The sequence below is a fragment of the Pseudomonas sp. RL_105y_Pfl2_101 genome, assembly GCF_963970585.1.
In the GTDB taxonomy this organism is placed as follows: Bacteria; Pseudomonadota; Gammaproteobacteria; order Pseudomonadales; family Pseudomonadaceae; genus Aquipseudomonas.
The window spans coordinates 276,721-294,273 of record NZ_CAXAPG010000002.1; the positions used below are offsets into that span (position 1 = coordinate 276,721).

The following is a 17,553-nucleotide window of genomic DNA, read 5'->3' on the forward strand; positions in this document are numbered from 1 at the left end:
TGCGGCAGATTCGCAATTCAGCGAAGCGTTACAGACGACCCAGATCGTTGACGAGGGCAAGCAACATGACCCCGACCACCAAGCTGATACCGATCTGTATCCCCCAACCCTGCACCCGATCCGACAAGGGACGACCACGCGCCCACTCGATCAGATAAAACAGCAGATGCCCCCCATCCAGTACCGGGATGGGCAGCAAATTCAGAACCCCCAGGCTAATGCTCAGATAAGCGAGGAAATTCAGGAAATCAGCGACGCCCGACTGGGCAGAAGCGCCCGCCACTTTAGCAATGGTTATCGGTCCACTCAAGTTTTTTACCGAGAGCTCGCCGAACAACATTTTCTTGAGCGAGTCCAACGTCAGGACACTCATGGTCCAGGTACGACGCGCCCCCTCGCCAATCGCCGCCACAGGGCCGAAACTGACCTCGCGGATCATTTCCGGCGGCCAGTCGACCGCCTTGACGCCCGCCCCCAGGTAACCAGTCGGCGTCTTGCTCTCGCCACGGGTGGCCAGGGTCACTGAGACATCGATTGGAGCACCGTCGCGCTCGATACGCAGCACAATCTTGCTATCAGGACGTACGCGAACCGAATCCACCACCTGCTGCCAGTCGCCGACCGGCTGGCCGTCGAGCGCCAGCAACCGATCACCGGTCTTCAGGCCAGCAGCCTGGGCCGGGCCTTTCGGATCGAGTTCGGCGAGTATCGGCGGCATCGCTGGACGCCATGGCTGGATCCCCAGAGACCGGATCGGATCCGGCTCATCGGCGCCCTTGAGCCAGTTGTCCAAGGTCAGCTCGCGAGGCGAATCCACCGTAGAGCCCTGCTCGCGCACCATCAATTGCAACGAACCACTCTCACCCAGGCGACGCACCAGTTGCAGATTAACCGCGGACCAGCCCGACGTGGGCTCCCCATCGATAGCGACGATTTCCTGCCCGACACCCAGGCCGGCACGGGCGGCAATGCTACCCACCTCCACCGCACCGATGACCGGACGCACCTGCTCGCTGCCCAGCATGGCCAGGCCCCAGAAAAACACCATCGCCAGCAGGAAGTTGGCAATCGGCCCCGCCGCAACGATGGCGATACGCTGACGGACGGTCTTGCGATTAAAGGATTGATCGAGCTGATCGGCCGGGACTTCGCCTTCGCGCTCATCAAGCATCTTGACGTAGCCGCCCAACGGGATGGCCGCTACGACGAACTCGGTGCCTTTCTTGTCGTGCCAGCGCAGCAAGGGCATGCCAAAGCCCACGGAAAAACGCAAGACCTTGACGCCACAGCGCCGCGCGACCCAGAAATGACCGAATTCGTGAAATGTGACCAACACCCCCAAGGCAATCAGGGTGCCGACAATCATATAGAGCGCGCTCATCTGTTTTCTCCGCAATCCTGTCCAGGGCAACCCTGGCTAACGTATCGCAGCTTCAACGCCCGTGGCGCCGCAGCCATTGGCCCGCCAATTCACGAGCCCTGGCATCCGCCGTAAATACCGCATCGAGGTCATTGACCGAAACCACGGCCTCGAGATTCAAGACTTCCTCGATGATACTCGCGATCTCGAGGTAACGAACACGTCCATCGAGAAACGCTGCAACCGCCACTTCATTGGCGGCGTTAAGCATGGCCGGTGCGCTATTGCCCACCTCGGCCGCCTGGCGCGCCAGGCGCAGGCAGGGAAAACGCTGCTCATCGGGCGCCTGGAAATCCAGGCGAGCGATGGCGAACAGGTCCAGCGGGGCAACACCCGAATCGATGCGCTCCGGCCAGGCCAAGGCATTGGCGATCGGGGTACGCATGTCCGGATTGCCCAACTGGGCCAGCACCGAACCGTCGACATAGTCCACCAGGGAGTGAATCACGCTCTGGGGATGAATCACTACCTCGACCTGGGACGGCTTGGCATCGAACAGCCAGCAGGCCTCGATCAGTTCCAAGCCCTTGTTCATCATGCTGGCCGAATCCACGGAAATCTTGCGCCCCATGGACCAGTTCGGGTGCGCACAAGCCTGCTCGGGTGAAACATGCACCAATTCTTCCAGCGGCGTCTGCCGGAACGGACCACCGGAGGCTGTCAGCAAAATCCGCCGGACGCCCACCGAGCCGAGGCCACGGGAAAAATCCTGCGGCATGCATTGAAAAATCGCATTGTGCTCGCTGTCGATGGGCAGCAATACCGAACCGCTCTTGCGCACAGCCTGCATGAACAACGCGCCGGACATCACCAACGCCTCCTTGTTGGCCAGCAGGATCTTCTTGCCGGCTTCAACCGCCGCCAGCGTCGGACGCAAGCCCGCCGCACCGACAATTGCCGCCATCACGGCATCGACCTCGGGGTCGGAAGCGACTTGGCAGAGGCCCTCCTCCCCCACCAGCACGCGAGTTTGCAGGCCGGCCGCGCACAGATCGTCCTGCAGCGTCCGCGCCACAGCGGCCTCAGGCACCACGGCAAACCGCGGCGTGTGGCGTATGCACAACGCCAGCAATTCACTCATGCGCGTGAAGCCACTGAGGGCGAACACCTGGTAACGCGCCGGGTGCCGGCCGATGACGTCAAGCGTACTCAGACCGATCGAACCGGTCGCGCCAAGGACCGTGATCTGCTGGGGGCGACTCACGACGCCGCCATCCACAACAGCACGGCAAAGATAGGAATTGCAGCGGTAAGGCTGTCGATGCGATCCAGCACGCCACCGTGACCGGGCAGCAGGTTACTGCTGTCCTTTATCCCCGATTGACGCTTGAACATACTTTCGGTCAGGTCGCCGACCACGGACACAGATACGATCAAGGCGGCGCCAACAAGGCCCATCAGCAGTTGCGCAACCGTCCAGTCCCGCACGAAACCGACCACCGTGGTGACCACCAGGCTCAAGACCAGGCCACCATAGACCCCTTCCCAGCTCTTGCCTGGACTGACCTTCGGCGCGAGCTTGCGCTTGCCGAAAGCCCGACCGGAGAAGTAGGCCCCGACGTCGGCACCCCAGACCAGCACCATCACGGCCATGATCTGCCAGTTGCCCAGCGGGCCTTGCTTGATCCAGATCAGCCCCTGCCAGGCCGGCAGCAGGATCAATAAGCCGATCACCAGCTTGGTCGCCGCATTGGCCCAATGATGCGTCGTCTGCGGATAGGTCAGGACCAGGTAGGTCGCTGTCGCCCACCACAGCACCGCGACACCCAACACCCAAGGCGCGAGACTGGGTACCACGTACATGATGAACAGCATGGCCGCCACGGCTGCTGCGTAGGCCACGCGCGCCGACTGCGCGGGGAAACCCGCCAGCCGCGCCCACTCCCATGCCCCCAAGGTCACGACCAACCCGATGAACAGCGCAAAACTGGCGCCTTCAAGCAGGAAGAAACCACCCAGGGCGATGGGCAACAGGATCAAGGCAGTGATGATTCGTTGTTTAAGCATTAAACCCGGGCTCCAGCTTCGATCTGCTCGCTCGTTTTACCGAAGCGACGCTGACGGGAAGCGAAATCGGCCAGTGCGGTGCGCATGGCTTCGTGTTTGAAGTCCGGCCAGAACAGGTCGGAGAAGTACAACTCGGCATAAGCCAACTGCCAGAGCAGGAAGTTGCTGATGCGATGTTCACCACCGGTACGGATGCACAGGTCCGGCAACGGCAGGTCACCGGTCGCCAGGCAGGTCTGCAGCAGTTCCGGCGTGATGTCTTCCGGGCGCAAGTGCCCGGCCTGGACTTCCCGCGCCAGCCGCTGGGCAGCCTGGGCAATGTCCCACTGACCACCATAGTTGGCAGCGATCTGCAGGACAAACCGATCGGCGCCCGTCGTCGCGGCCTCGGCTTCGCGCATCGCAGCCTGCAATTCAGGATGGAAGCGCGAGCGATCACCGATGATCCGCAGGCTGATTTTGTTCTCGTTGAGGCGCTTGGCCTCGCGACGCAGCGCCTTGAGGAACAGGTCCATCAAGGCACTGACTTCATCGGCCGGACGCTGCCAGTTCTCGCTGGAGAAGGCGAACAGGGTCAGCACCTCGACCCCGGCTTCGGCGCACACTTCAATGACCGCACGAACCGCATCGACCCCCGCCTTATGCCCGGCGACGCCAGGCATAAAGCGTTTCTTGGCCCAACGGTTGTTGCCGTCCATGATGATCGCCACGTGGCGCGGCACCGCGAACGGCACGGCCTGCTTGGTCTTTTCCATGAAAACGAGACCCTTAAACGGCCATCAGGTCCGCTTCTTTTTGCTTGGTGGCCGAGTCGATATCAGCCTCTGCCTTGTCGGTCAGCTTCTGGATATCGACGGCGGCGCGACGTTCCTCGTCTTCGCTGATTTCCTTGTCCTTGACCAGCTTCTTCAGCTCACCCAAGGCGTCGCGACGAATGTTGCGCACGGCCACCCGAGCGTCTTCGGCGGCGCTGCGCGCCTGCTTGGTGAAGCCCTTGCGCGTTTCCTCGGTGAGGGCCGGCATGGAGATCAGCAACAACTCGCCCAGGTTGGTCGGATTGAGGTTCAGCCCGGCGCTCTGGATCGCCTTGTCGACCGCCGCCAGCATGTTGCGCTCAAAGGCTACAACCTGCAGGGTGCGCGAATCCTTGACCGTGACATTGGCGACACCGCTCAAAGGCGTATCGGCGCCGTAGTAAGGCACCATTACACTGCCCAGGATGCTGGGGTGAGCCTTACCGGTACGAATCTGGCCGAATGCGTGATTCAGCGATTCAAGGGATTTTTGCATGCGCGCCTGGGCGTCTTTCTTGATGTCGTCGATCATTGTTGCGCTTCCTCGATCAGTGTTCCTTCGGCGCCGCCATGCACGATATTCAGCAGGGCGCCGGGCTTGTTCATATTAAAGACACGTAGCGGCATCTTGTGGTCACGGCACAGGCAGATGGCCGTCAGGTCCATGACACCCAGCTTGCGATCCAGCACTTCATCGTAGGTCAGATGATCGAACTTCTCGGCATGCGGGTCCTTGAACGGGTCAGCGGTGTACACGCCATCGACCTTGGTTGCCTTGAGCACGACATCGGCATCGATCTCGATCGCTCGCAGGCAGGCTGCCGAGTCCGTGGTAAAGAACGGATTACCGGTACCGGCAGCAAAAATCACCACTTCCTTGGAGTTGAGGTGGCGCATGGCTTTGCGACGGTCGTAGTGATCGGTTACGCCTACCATGGAAATGGCCGACATCACGATGGCCGAGATATTGGCACGCTCCAGCGCGTCACGCATAGCCAGGGCGTTCATCACAGTGGCCAGCATGCCCATGTGGTCGCCCGTGACCCGATCCATGCCGGCCGCGCTCAGCGCTGCGCCGCGGAACAGGTTGCCGCCGCCGATGACCAGGCCGACCTGAACGCCAATCCCGACCAGCTGACCGACTTCCAGGGCCATGCGATCCAGCACTTTAGGATCGATCCCGAACTCTTCCGAGCCCATCAGGGCCTCGCCGCTAAGCTTGAGTAGAATGCGTTTATAGCGAGCCTGATAACCACTGCCCTGCTGAGCCATTGCGAATCTCTCCTGCGGCGTATTTTCGAAAATTTTTGCAGGCTGTTTGCAGCCTGCCTCTACTCTAGGCTTTGAACGAAAAGTGTCTGTACGACGATCATGCTACGTTCAAAACAGGCTCGGAATGCTCATTGACAACCGTCAAGTCGAACGCGACCCCGGCCGTTCCTTGCCTGTTTTCGCCTTGCCTGATCGCCGCTCGGCGACTTTTCGTTCAAAGCCTAGCCTGACGCTGACACAGCGCCATCGGAACACGGCTTTGTAAGCCAGTTCCGACAGGAAACCAATCAAAATCGGCATCCCCATCCAAAAAGAGGCTGCGCGCGTTAAGCGGGCAGCCTCTTCAGGGCGACAGTTGTAAAAACCGTCTTATTGCTTGCTGGCAGCAGCTACCTGGGCAGCAACTTCAGCAGCGAAGTCGTCAACCGGCTTCTCGATGCCGTCGCCCACTTTGAAGTAGGTGAAGGAAACGATTTCAGCACCGGCTTTCTTCGCCAGGTCGCCAACTTTGACTTCCGGGTTCTTGACGAAAGCCTGCTCAACCAGGCTGGCTTCGGCCAGGAACTTGGAGATACGGCCGCTGACCATTTTTTCTGCGATTTCAGCAGGCTTGCCTTTGAGCTTCTCTTCGTTCAGCTGCAGGAAAACGCCCTTCTCGCGCTCGATCGCTTCAGCCGAAACGTCCGTAGGCAGCAGGAACTCAGGGTTGGTTGCAGCCACGTGCATGGCGATGTCTTTCGCCAGCTCGGTATCGCCGCCCTTCAGGACAACTGCAACACCGATCTTGTTGCCGTGCAGGTAGGTACCGACCACGCCACCTTCAACGCGAACCAGACGGCGGATGTTGACGTTCTCGCCGGTCTTGCCAACCAGGACCAGGCGCGCTTCTTCCTGAGACTCGATCAGCGGAGCTGCGTCGGTCAGTTTGTCAGCGAAGGCTTTTTCGACGCTGGCAGCGACGAATGCCTTGAAGTCATCCTGCAGAGCCAGGAAGTCGGTCTGGGAGTTAACTTCCAGCAGAACGGCAGCCTTGCCGTCGTCCTTGATGGCGATGGCGCCTTCAGCGGCGACGTTGCCCGCCTTCTTGGCAGCCTTGATGGCGCCCGAAGCACGCATGTCATCAATGGCTTTTTCGATGTCGCCGCCAGCCTTGGTCAAGGCTTTCTTGCAGTCCATCATGCCTTCGCCGGTGCGCTCGCGCAGTTCTTTGACCAACGCTGCAGTAATCTCTGCCATTTCAAAATCCTCTTGGATAGGTTTTCAACCATTCCACCCGATCGAACGGGCGATCAATTCTTCCTGGAAAACCACTGCTTATAGGCCGCTGCAGGTTACAAACAAGTCACTGCGCTGGCGGCAAATGGTTTCCGAGGTGGCAAAAAGGGGGCCAAGCCCCCTTTTTGCTTACTGAGTCAACGCCAGGGCGTCAATTACTCAGCCGCTGCTGCCGGTGCCTGAGCTTCTTCAACGAAGACTTCGGTGCCGCCATTCACGTTGTTGCGACCACGAATAACAGCGTCAGCCATCGAACCCATGTACAGCTGGATGGCGCGGATGGCGTCATCGTTGCCTGGGATGATGTAGTCAACGCCTTCCGGGCTGCTGTTGGTGTCAACAACACCGATGACCGGGATACCCAGCTTGTTGGCTTCGGTGATCGCGATGCGCTCGTGGTCAACGTCGATCACGAACAGTGCGTCAGGCAAGCCGCCCATGTCCTTGATACCACCCAGGGAGCGGTCCAGCTTCTCAAGATCGCGAGTGCGCATCAGCGCTTCTTTCTTGGTCAGCTTGGCGAAAGTACCGTCTTCGGACTGGACTTCAAGGTCACGCAGACGCTTGATGGAAGCGCGAATGGTCTTGAAGTTGGTCAGCATGCCGCCCAACCAGCGGTGATCGACGTACGGCGAACCGCAACGTGCTGCTTCTTCAGCAACGATCTTGCCAGCGGAACGCTTGGTGCCGACGAACAGAATCTTGTTTTTGCCCTGGGCCAGGCGCTCTACGAAGGTCAGTGCTTCGTTGAACATCGGCAGGGTTTTTTCAAGGTTGATGATGTGAATCTTGTTACGCGCGCCGAAAATGTACTTACCCATTTTCGGGTTCCAGTAACGGGTCTGGTGACCGAAGTGCACACCGGCCTTCAGCATATCGCGCATATTGACTTGGGACATGATAGTTCCTTGATAAGTCGGGTTTGGCCTCCACGTATCCCAATGACCAACCAGCGGCTAAATAAGCCAAAGGCACCCAGGTCATCGTGTCGACACGTGTGTGGATTTAAGCTTACGGGGTCATCCCCGGAAAGCGGCGCATTTTATACCACAGCAAGGGCGAAAACGGAATACGGATTCTGAAATCCTCTGTGGCAAGGAACTTAGCGAAGCGTCGCACCGCCCCGCTGGGCTTTGTAGGAGCTGGCGAAGCCTGTGATCTTTTGCTCTTTCGCTTGAGACTCAAGCGCCTGGGGAAAGATCGCAGCCTCGTTGCACTCGACAGCTCCTACGGGTACGGGCGGGCGCCAGCGGGGTTCCCCTTGCCACAGAGTTCGGGCTGGGGAGCTCTTTGTGCCGATCGTCTGTTAGAATCGGCTCTTTACAGGGCCACGTGAATCATCATCCGCCGCCCATTTCGCTTTGAACAGCGCCGTCGGGCGCAGAGAGAGCCTGTATGACCGTTACCCTCAAGACTCCCGAGGACATCGCAAAAATGCGTGTCGCCGGCAAACTCGCCGCCGATGTGCTGGAGATGATCGCCGACCACGTCAAGCCTGGCGTGACCACCGAAGAGCTGGACCGCATCTGCCACGACTACATCGTCAACGAGCAGAAAGCCATCCCGGCCCCGCTCAACTACAAAGGCTTCCCGAAGTCGATCTGCACCTCGATCAACCACGTGGTCTGCCACGGCATCCCCAACGAAAAACCGTTGAAGGATGGCGACACCCTGAACATCGACGTCACCGTCATCAAGGACGGCTTTCACGGCGACACCAGCCGCATGTTCCATGTCGGCAACGTGCCGGAATGGGCCGAGCGCCTGTCGAAGGTCACCCAGGAATGCATGTACATGGCCATCGAACTGGTGAAACCGGGCTGCCGCCTGGGAGACATCGGCGAAGTGATCCAGAAGCACGCGCAGAAAAACGGCTTCTCGGTAGTGCGCGAGTTCTGCGGCCATGGCATCGGCAAGGTGTTCCACGAAGAGCCGCAGATCCTGCACTACGGCCGTGCCGGCACGGGCATGGAACTGCAGGCGGGCATGACCTTCACCATCGAGCCGATGATCAACCAGGGCCGCGCCGACACCAAGGTACTGGGCGACGGCTGGACCGCCATCACCAAGGACCGCAAGCTGTCGGCCCAGTGGGAACACACCTTGCTGGTCACCGAGACCGGATACGAGATTTTCACCCTGCGCGGCGATGACACCATCCCTCGCGTTTCCGCCTGATCCGAACCCAGCCTATAGATATAGAGAGAAAGGAAAGTCATTCAATGCCGCAGGTGGATCCCGAACTCTTCGATCGCGGCCAGTTCCAGGCTGAACGGGCCCTGAAGGCGAGCCCCATCTCGGCGTTCAAGAAGGCGATCCGCCAGGCCCACGAAGTGCTCGACCAGCGCTTTCGCAATGGCCGGGACATTCGACGACTGATCGAGGACCGCGCCTGGTTCGTCGATAACATCCTGCAAAAGGCCTGGGAGCAGTTCGACTGGAGCGAAGATGCCGACATCGCCCTGGTAGCGGTGGGCGGTTATGGACGCGGCGAGCTGCACCCCTACTCCGACATCGATCTGCTGATCCTGTTGGACAGCGCCGATCATGAGGTTTTCCGCGACTCCATCGAACGGTTCCTGACACTGCTGTGGGACATCGGCCTGGAAGTCGGCCAAAGCGTGCGTTCGGTGCAGGAATGCGCCGATGAGGCCCGCGCCGACCTGACGGTGATCACCAACCTGATGGAAAGCCGGACCATCGCCGGCCCCGAGCACCTGCGCCAGCGCATGCTCGATGTCACCAGCACGGCACACATGTGGCCCAGCAAGGACTTTTTCCTGGCCAAGCGCGCAGAGCAAAAGGCCCGCCACCACAAGTACAACGACACCGAATACAACCTGGAGCCCAACATCAAGGGCTCGCCCGGCGGACTGCGGGACATCCAGACCCTCCTCTGGGTCGCCCGCCGCCAGTACGGCACGCTGAACCTGCGCGCCCTGGCCGGTGAAGGTTTCCTGGTGGAAAGCGAAAACGCCTTGCTGGCTTCGTCCCAGGAGTTTTTGTGGAAGGTCCGCTACGCCCTGCACATGCTGGCCGGGCGCTCCGAGGACCGCCTGCTGTTCGACCACCAGCGTTCCATCGCCAGCCTGTTGGGTTTCGAGGGGCAGGATGCCAAGCAATCCATCGAAAACTTCATGCAGCAGTACTACCGCGTGGTGATGAGCATTTCCCAGCTCAGCGAACTGATCATCCAGCACTTCGAGGAAGTCATCCTCGCCCCCGACGACGAAGAACCGTCGCAGCCGATCAACTCACGTTTCCAACTGCACGACGGCTACATCGAGGCGCGCAACGACTATGTGTTCCGCCGAACCCCCTTCGCCATGCTGGAAATCTTCGTGCTCATGGCCCAGCAGCCGGAGATCAAAGGTGTGCGCGCCGACACCATTCGCCTGTTGCGGGAAAACCGTCACCTGATCGATGAAGATTTCCGCCACGACATCCGCAACACCAGCCTGTTCATCGAGTTGTTCAAGTGCAAGATCGGCGTGCACCGCAACCTGCGACGCATGAACCGCTACGGGATCCTCGGGCGTTATCTGCCAGAGTTCGGCTTCATCGTCGGACAGATGCAGCACGACCTGTTCCACATCTATACGGTCGATGCCCACACCCTGAACCTGATCAAGCACCTGCGTAAGTTGCAGTACACCCAGGTGTCGGAGAAATTCCCGCTGGCCAGCAAGCTCATGGCCAAGCTGCCCAAGCCCGAGCTGATCTACATGGCCGGGCTGTACCACGACATCGGCAAGGGCCGCCAGGGCGACCATTCCGAGATTGGTGCGGTGGATGCCGAGGCATTCTGCCAACGCCATAAACTGCCTCTGTGGGACAGCCGGCTGGTCGTCTGGCTGGTGCAGAACCACCTGGTGATGTCGACCACCGCCCAGCGCAAGGACTTGTCCGACCCGCAGGTTATCCACGACTTCGCCCAGATTGTCGGCGATGAAACACGCCTGGATTACCTCTACGTGCTGACCGTGGCCGACATCAACGCCACCAACCCGACCCTGTGGAACTCCTGGCGCGCCAGCCTGCTGCGCCAGCTCTACACCGAGACCAAGCGTGCGTTGCGTCGCGGCCTGGAAAACCCGGTGGATCGCGAAGAGCAGATCCGTCGCACCCAAAGTGCCGCCCTGGACATCCTGGTACGCGGTGGCACCGACCCGGACGACGTCGAGCAACTCTGGTCGCAATTGGGCGATGACTATTTCCTGCGCCACACCGCCGGCGACGTGGCCTGGCACAGCGACGCGATCCTGCAGCAACCGGCCGATGGCGGGCCGCTGGTACTGATCAAGGAGACCACCCAGCGCGAGTTCGAGGGGGGGACGCAGATTTTCATTTACGCGCCGGACCAGCACGACTTCTTCGCCGTGACTGTGGCGGCGATGGACCAGCTCAACCTCAACATCCATGACGCCCGGGTCATTACCTCCAGCAGCCAGTTCACCCTCGACACCTACATCGTGCTCGACACCGACGGCGACTCGATTGGCGACAACCCGGCGCGGGTCAAGCAGATTCGCGACGGCCTCACCGAAGCCCTACGCAACCCGGCGGACTACCCGACCATCATCCAGCGCCGGGTGCCGCGCCAGCTCAAGCATTTCGCCTTCGCGCCCCAGGTGACGATCCACAACGACGCCCAGCGCCAGGTCACCGTGCTGGAACTCAGCGCACCGGACCGCCCGGGCCTGCTGGCGCGGATCGGCCATATTTTCCTGGAGTTCGACCTGTCGCTGCAAAACGCCAAGATCGCCACCCTCGGCGAACGGGTAGAAGACGTGTTTTTCATCACCGACGCACATAAGCAGCCGCTGTCCGATCCACAACTGTGCAGCCGGCTACAGGAAGCGATCGTGCGGCATTTGAGCGTCAACCAGGAACCCGATACTCACCTGACACGCATCAGCATCTGAACGAACACATTTCCCCCTGTGGGAGCGAGCCTGCTCGCGATGGCGGCGGAACATCCAGCATTGATGTTTCCTGACACACCGCTATCGCGAGCAGGCTCGCTCCCACATTGAAAGAGGCCCTCGATGAACAACGCTCTGAACCAGTTGCAGCCCTACCCGTTCGAAAAGCTCCGCGCCTTGCTGGGCAGCGTCACGCCCAATCCGGACAAACGCCCGATCGCCCTGTCCATCGGCGAACCCAAGCATCGCTCGCCAAGCTTCGTAGCCCAAGCGCTGGCCAGCAATCTGGAAAAGATGGCCGTGTACCCGACCACCCTCGGTATCCCGGAGTTGCGTGAAGCCATCACCGGGTGGTGCGAACGTCGTTTCAACGTACCGAACGACTGGCTGGACCCGGCGCGTCATGTGCTGCCGGTCAACGGCACCCGCGAAGCCCTGTTCGCCTTCACCCAGACCGTGGTCAACCGTGGCGACGACGCCCTCGTGGTCAGCCCGAACCCGTTCTATCAGATTTACGAAGGCGCAGCGTTGCTGGCCGGGGCCAAGCCGCACTACCTGCCGTGCCTGGACGCGAACGGCTTCAATCCGAATTTCGATGCCGTATCGCCGGACATCTGGAAACGCTGCCAGATCCTGTTCCTGTGCTCCCCAGGCAACCCGACCGGCGCACTGATCCCGGTGGACGAACTGAAGAAACTCATCGCCCTGGCTGACGAATATGACTTCGTGATCGCCGCGGACGAGTGCTACAGCGAACTGTACTTCGACGAACAAACCCCGCCGCCGGGGCTGCTCAGCGCCTGCGTCGAACTCGGCCGCAAGGATTTCAAGCGCTGCGTGGTGTTCCACAGCCTGTCCAAACGCTCCAACCTGCCAGGCTTGCGCTCCGGCTTCGTCGCCGGCGACGCGGACATCCTCAAGGGTTTCCTGCTGTACCGCACCTACCACGGCTGCGCGATGCCGGTTCAGACCCAACTGGCGAGCATTGCCGCGTGGAACGACGAAGTGCACGTACACGCCAACCGCGCGCTGTACCGGGAGAAATTCGATGCCGTGCTGGAGATTCTCAGCCCGGTGCTGGACGTGCAACGCCCCGATGGCAGCTTCTACCTGTGGCCGAACGTAGCGGGCGATGATGCGGCGTTCTGCAGGGACCTGTTCGAACAAGAACACGTGACGGTCGTACCGGGCTCGTACCTGTCCCGCGACGTGGATGGCGTCAACCCAGGCGCCGGGCGCGTGCGCATGGCCCTGGTTGCGCCGCTGGCCGAATGCGTGGAAGCGGCGGAGCGAATCCGCGCGTTCATCCAGCGTCGGGGTTGATGACTGTACCGCACTGAGGCGGACCGCTGCTGTGGCGAGGGAGCTTGCTCCCGCTGGGCTGCGCAGCGGCCCCAACAGCAGCATCCGTACCAACCACCTGTCCCCCGTACAAATCCTCAGTAATACCTGGGCTGCGCAATGCACCTATTTCGGTACACTCCGTTCATGGTTGATATTGCCCCCATACTGAACGTACGTTTCTTCCGCACAGACGCCGGGAATGAGCCCGTTCGCGAATAGCTGACTGACCTGCCTCGCGAGCATAGACGGATGATCGGGACTGACATCAAAACCGTTCAGATTGGTTGGCCTATAGGTATGCCGGTGGCTCGCAAGCTGGACACTGGGTTATGGGAGGTCAGGATTGACCTCGCAGATACCATCGCCCGCGTTCTCTTCACTGTGGTGGGCTCGGACATGGTTCTACTCCACGCTTTCATAAAGAAAAGTCAAAAACGCCAACCACCGACATGGCAACCGCCAAGCAGCGCAAAGCAAGACTATGAGGCACAGCACATGAACAAGCACATCGGATCTGATTTTGACGACTTCCTCGCCGAGCAAGGTATCGCCGAAGAGGTTTGCGCAGCTGCGCTCAAACGCGTTATTGCCTGGCAGATTGCCGAAGCAATGAAGCTTCAGAAAGTGACCAAAAAAGCCTTGGCACAGCGGATGCACACCCGTCGCACTGCTGTTGATCGCGCACTAGACCAGAACGATGCGGGAATGACGCTGGCAACACTTGCCAGCGCAGCGCGTGCGTTGGGTCAAAGGGTGGAAGTACGGTTGGTGCCCGAGCAGGAAGAGGCTCACGCATAAGCGTTGTTGTGGCGAGGGGATTTTTGTATTTGCCTTTCGATTTATCGCGAGCAAGCTTTGCTCCCATGGAAGGTATTCAAGGCGCTGGTAGCATTTGCGTGGGCGGTTCTCGGCATAGTGGGAAATTTGGCGGTTCTCGCTATTACGGTCCCATAAGACTCCTCACGGTGATGGGCAACATGGTATGTACTAGCAGGCGGCTTGCAGCCATGAGCAGTTGATAGAAAACACTGGGCGGTTGCAGGAGCTCAAAGCAACCGCCTATGTCGCTCCCACGGGTTTTGCAACGCATCAACCTGGGCCGTCGCGAAACCGTCCGGTCATGGCATAATCCTTCACCTTTTATTTTCAGCACCTGCAAAGGGGGCAATTCCTTGACCGATTCAAGCAAAACGTTGCACCTTTTCGGCATCAAAGCCTGCGACACGATGAAAAAGGCGCGGACCTGGCTCGATGATCACGCTGTGCACTACGACTTTCATGACTACAAGACTGCCGGCATCGACCGTGAGCACCTGACCCAATGGTGCAACGAGCATGGCTGGCAAGTGGTGTTGAACCGTGCCGGTACGACCTTTCGCAAACTCGACGACGAACGCAAAGCCGATCTCGACCAGCCGAAAGCCATCGAACTGATGCTCGCCCAACCCTCGATGATCAAGCGCCCGGTGCTCGATCTCGGTGACCGAACCCTGATTGGCTTCAAGCCAGATATTTATGCGGCAGAGATCAAGTAAGCCTGCCCAGTCCATTTTGTAGAGGTAATTTCATGTCCACTACCCTGTTCAGCCTGGCCTTTGGTGTCGGCACTCAAAACCGTGAAGGCGCCTGGCTGGAGGTGTTCTACGCACAGCCGCAGCTCAAACCGTCGGCGGACATCGTCGCAGCCATCGCACCGATTCTCGGCTACAGCGACGGCAACCAAGCCATCACCTTCACCACCGCCCAGGCCTCGCAACTGGCAGAAGCCCTCAAGGGTGTCGATGCCGCGCAAGCCGCGCTGCTGACCCGCCTGGCCGAAAGCCACAAGCCACTGGTCGCCACGCTGCTGGCCGAAGATACCCAACTGAGTTCCACGCCTGAGGCTTACCTCAAGCTGCACCTGCTGTCCCATCGCCTGGTCAAGCCTCATGGCCTGAACCTGGCCGGCATCTTCCCTCTGCTGCCGAACGTGGCCTGGACCAGCCAGGGCGCGATCGATTTGAGCGAACTGGCCGAACACCAGCTCGAAGCCCGCCTGCGTGGCGAACTGCTGGAAGTGTTCGCGGTGGACAAGTTCCCGAAAATGACCGACTACGTGGTCCCGGCTGGCGTACGTATCGCCGATGCCGCGAGGATCCGCCTGGGCGCCTATGTGGGCGAAGGCACCACCGTGATGCACGAAGGTTTCGTCAACTTCAACGCCGGCACCGAAGGCCCGGGCATGATCGAAGGCCGTGTTTCGGCGGGCGTATTCGTCGGCAAGGGCTCGGACCTGGGCGGCGGTTGCTCGACCATGGGCACCCTGTCGGGCGGCGGTAACATCGTGATCAAGGTGGGCGAAGGCTGCCTGATCGGCGCCAACGCCGGCATCGGTATCCCGCTGGGCGACCGCAACACCGTGGAGTCGGGCCTGTACGTGACCGCCGGCACCAAAGTCGCCCTGCTGGACGAAAACAACCAACTGGTCAAAGTGGTCAAGGCCCGCGAGCTGGCCGACCAGCCCGACCTGTTGTTCCGCCGTAATTCCGAGACCGGCGCGGTGGAATGCAAGACCCATAAATCGGCCATCGAGCTGAACGAAGCACTGCACGCCCACAACTAAGCTTCACACCCTCACCTGTGGGAGCGAGCCTTTTTTGGGGGAGTCGAGCTTGCTCGCGATGGCAGCGACACGGTTTTACTGCAAGACCGCGTCATCGTTCATCGCGAGCAAGCTCGGCTCCCACATAAAGCCCGCTCCGACAAGGTCCGGCGTCATTCCAGCAGGGCCCGAAAGCATGTTGATTCCATCCCCTTGGCGCGCCGATTTCCCGGCCATCGCCGCCCTGCAACGGCAAGGCCAGACCTACCTGGACAGCGCCGCCACCACGCAAAAACCCCAAGCCCTGTTGGACGCCCTGGCGCATTACTACGCCAATGGCGCGGCCAACGTGCACCGAGCGCAGCATTTGCCGGGTGCTCATGCCACCCAGGCGTTCGAGGACAGCCGCCTCAAGGTCTCGCAATGGCTCAATGCCGAAAACTGCGGGCAAGTCGTCTTCACCCACGGCGCCACTTCGGCGCTGAATCTGCTGGCCTACGGGCTGGAACATCTATTCAACCCGGGCGACGAGATCGTCATCAGCGCCCTGGAACACCACGCCAACCTGCTGCCGTGGCAGCAACTGGCCAAGCGCCGTTCGTTGACACTGGTGGTGTTGCCACTGGATGCCGACGGGGTTATCGACCCTGGCGCCGCCGCCGAACTGATCGGCCCGCGTACGCGCTTGCTGGCGGTGAGCCAGTTATCCAATGTGCTGGGGGCCTGGCAGCCGGTGCCGGCGCTGCTGGCACTGGCCAAGGCCCAAGGCGCGCTGACGGTGATCGACGGCGCCCAAGGCGTGGTTCATGGCCGCCACGACGTGGAGGCGCTGGGCTGCGACTTTTATGTGTTTTCCAGCCATAAACTCTATGGCCCCGATGGGCTGGGCGTACTGTTTGGCCGAACCGAAGCCCTCGGCAACCTGCGTCATTGGCAGTTCGGCGGCGAAATGGTGCAACAGGCTGATTACCACAGCGCCAGCTTCCGCCCGGCGCCGCTGGGTTTCGAAGCGGGCACGCCGCCGATTGCCAGCGTGATCGGCCTGGGGGCGACCCTGGATTACCTGTCCGACCTCGACCCGCTGGCGGTCATCGAGCATGAGGCGGCGCTGCATGACTACCTGCTCCATGGCCTGCTGGCCCGCAACGGCGTTCGCCTGGTGGGCAACCCGCGCGTGGCCTTGGTCAGCTTCGTGGTCGAAGGCATTCACAACGCCGACCTGGCACACCTGCTGACCGAGCAAGGCATCGCCGTGCGCGCTGGGCATCACTGCGCGATGCCGTTGTTCAAGCATTTGCAGCTGTCCGGGGCGATCCGAGTGTCGCTGGCGCTGTACAACGACTCCGCCGACATCGAACGCTTCTTCGAGGCCCTGGACCAGGCGTTGGAGATGCTGCGATGAACCTGCCTGCCGAGGCCGCCACCGCGCTGCAGATTTTCCAGGACGCGTCAGGTTGGGAGCAACGCGCCCGACTGCTGATGCAATGGGGTGAACGTTTGCCGGCGCTGAGCGACGAGGACAAGTGCGAGGCCAACCTGGTCCACGGTTGTGAAAGTCAGGTGTGGCTGGTGGGTCAGTTGCACGATGGGCACTGGCAGTTTTGCGCCAGCAGCGATGCGCGGTTGATCCGTGGGCTGGTGGCGTTGCTGTTGGCGCGGGTCAATGGGCTGTCCGCCGTTGAGCTACAACAGGTGGACTTGCCTGACTGGTTCAATCAGTTGGGATTGTCGCGGCAATTGTCGCCGTCGCGTAGCAATGGATTGAATGCGGTCCTCCAGCGGATGCGCGAATTGACGCAATGATTGTGGCGAGGGAACTTGCTCCCGCTGGACTGCGCCCGTAGGAGCTGTGTAGGAGCTGTCGAGTGCAACGAGGCTGCGACCTTGTCCCAGACAATTGAATCGCAAGCGAAAGATCAAAATCAAAAGATCGCA

General features: G+C 60.6%; 16 protein-coding genes and 1 pseudogene. 9 read left to right on the forward strand and 8 right to left on the reverse strand.

The features are described from left to right. Window positions 1–28: 28 nt before the first annotated feature. The 8 genes from rseP to rpsB all read right to left on the reverse strand — a co-directional run bounded on the left by rseP (window position 29) and on the right by rpsB (window position 7,667). Window positions 29–1,381 carry an RIP metalloprotease RseP gene (gene rseP / locus AACY31_RS03985; RefSeq protein ID WP_339476277.1) on the reverse strand — a complete coding sequence of 451 codons (1,353 nt, stop codon included), beginning with the start codon at window positions 1,379–1,381 and terminating at the stop codon, window positions 29–31. 52 nt (window positions 1,382–1,433) lie between these two features. Next, on the reverse strand, window positions 1,434–2,624 hold the full coding sequence (gene ispC, locus AACY31_RS03990) for a 1-deoxy-D-xylulose-5-phosphate reductoisomerase (RefSeq protein WP_339503889.1): 1,191 nt from the start codon (window positions 2,622–2,624) through the stop codon (window positions 1,434–1,436). Further along, window positions 2,621–3,427: a phosphatidate cytidylyltransferase gene (locus AACY31_RS03995; RefSeq protein ID WP_339476283.1), complete on the reverse strand. Its 807-nt coding sequence runs from the start codon at window positions 3,425–3,427 to the stop codon at window positions 2,621–2,623. The genes ispC and AACY31_RS03995 overlap by 4 nt, the downstream gene beginning before the upstream one ends. Next, window positions 3,427–4,182, reverse strand: a complete 756-nt coding sequence (gene uppS / locus AACY31_RS04000; protein WP_339476285.1) for a polyprenyl diphosphate synthase — start codon at window positions 4,180–4,182, stop codon at window positions 3,427–3,429. The genes AACY31_RS03995 and uppS overlap by 1 nt, the downstream gene beginning before the upstream one ends. A 13-nt stretch (window positions 4,183–4,195) precedes the next feature. Then, the gene (gene frr / locus AACY31_RS04005) at window positions 4,196–4,753 is read right to left on the reverse strand and encodes a ribosome recycling factor (RefSeq protein WP_339476287.1); all 558 of its coding nucleotides are present in this window, start codon (window positions 4,751–4,753) and stop codon (window positions 4,196–4,198) included. Beyond that, on the reverse strand, window positions 4,750–5,493 hold the full coding sequence (gene pyrH / locus AACY31_RS04010; RefSeq protein WP_186705496.1) for a UMP kinase: 744 nt from the start codon (window positions 5,491–5,493) through the stop codon (window positions 4,750–4,752). Before pyrH ends, frr begins: the two co-directional genes overlap by 4 nt. A 369-nt stretch (window positions 5,494–5,862) precedes the next feature. Then, a complete protein-coding gene (tsf, locus tag AACY31_RS04015; RefSeq protein ID WP_339503891.1) occupies window positions 5,863–6,729 on the reverse strand; it encodes a translation elongation factor Ts in 867 nt (288 codons plus the stop codon). Window positions 6,730–6,923: 194 nt separating this feature from the next. Continuing rightward, on the reverse strand, window positions 6,924–7,667 hold the full coding sequence (rpsB, locus tag AACY31_RS04020) for a 30S ribosomal protein S2 (protein WP_339476291.1): 744 nt from the start codon (window positions 7,665–7,667) through the stop codon (window positions 6,924–6,926). Window positions 7,668–8,163: 496 nt separating this feature from the next. On the opposite strand from rpsB, the gene map reads away from it, so the two are divergent. From map to AACY31_RS04065, 9 genes and pseudogenes are all read left to right on the forward strand, one after another. Beyond that, entirely contained in the window at window positions 8,164–8,946 is a 783-nt protein-coding gene (map, locus tag AACY31_RS04025; protein WP_339476292.1) for a type I methionyl aminopeptidase, read from the forward strand. A gap of 44 nt (window positions 8,947–8,990) precedes the next feature. Next, entirely contained in the window at window positions 8,991–11,693 is a 2,703-nt protein-coding gene (locus AACY31_RS04030; protein ID WP_339476294.1) for a [protein-PII] uridylyltransferase, read from the forward strand. A gap of 123 nt (window positions 11,694–11,816) precedes the next feature. Beyond that, a complete protein-coding gene (dapC, locus tag AACY31_RS04035; RefSeq protein WP_339476297.1) occupies window positions 11,817–13,016 on the forward strand; it encodes a succinyldiaminopimelate transaminase in 1,200 nt (399 codons plus the stop codon). Window positions 13,017–13,256: 240 nt separating this feature from the next. After that, window positions 13,257–13,522: pseudogene (locus AACY31_RS04040) on the forward strand (type II toxin-antitoxin system RelE/ParE family toxin). A gap of 10 nt (window positions 13,523–13,532) precedes the next feature. After that, window positions 13,533–13,835, forward strand: a complete 303-nt coding sequence (locus tag AACY31_RS04045; protein WP_339476298.1) for a Fis family transcriptional regulator — start codon at window positions 13,533–13,535, stop codon at window positions 13,833–13,835. 374 nt (window positions 13,836–14,209) lie between these two features. Then, window positions 14,210–14,572, forward strand: coding sequence for an ArsC family reductase (locus AACY31_RS04050; protein WP_046065315.1), 363 nt, complete (start codon window positions 14,210–14,212; stop codon window positions 14,570–14,572). A 32-nt stretch (window positions 14,573–14,604) separates the two neighbouring features. Then, window positions 14,605–15,639, forward strand: a complete 1,035-nt coding sequence (gene dapD, locus AACY31_RS04055) for a 2,3,4,5-tetrahydropyridine-2,6-dicarboxylate N-succinyltransferase (RefSeq protein WP_339476299.1) — start codon at window positions 14,605–14,607, stop codon at window positions 15,637–15,639. 175 nt (window positions 15,640–15,814) lie between these two features. Next, complete coding sequence (locus AACY31_RS04060; protein WP_339476301.1) at window positions 15,815–17,020, forward strand: cysteine desulfurase; 1,206 nt, start codon at window positions 15,815–15,817, stop codon at window positions 17,018–17,020. Continuing rightward, complete coding sequence (locus AACY31_RS04065; protein WP_339476303.1) at window positions 17,017–17,421, forward strand: SufE family protein; 405 nt, start codon at window positions 17,017–17,019, stop codon at window positions 17,419–17,421. Before AACY31_RS04060 ends, AACY31_RS04065 begins: the two co-directional genes overlap by 4 nt. Window positions 17,422–17,553 lie beyond the last annotated feature (132 nt).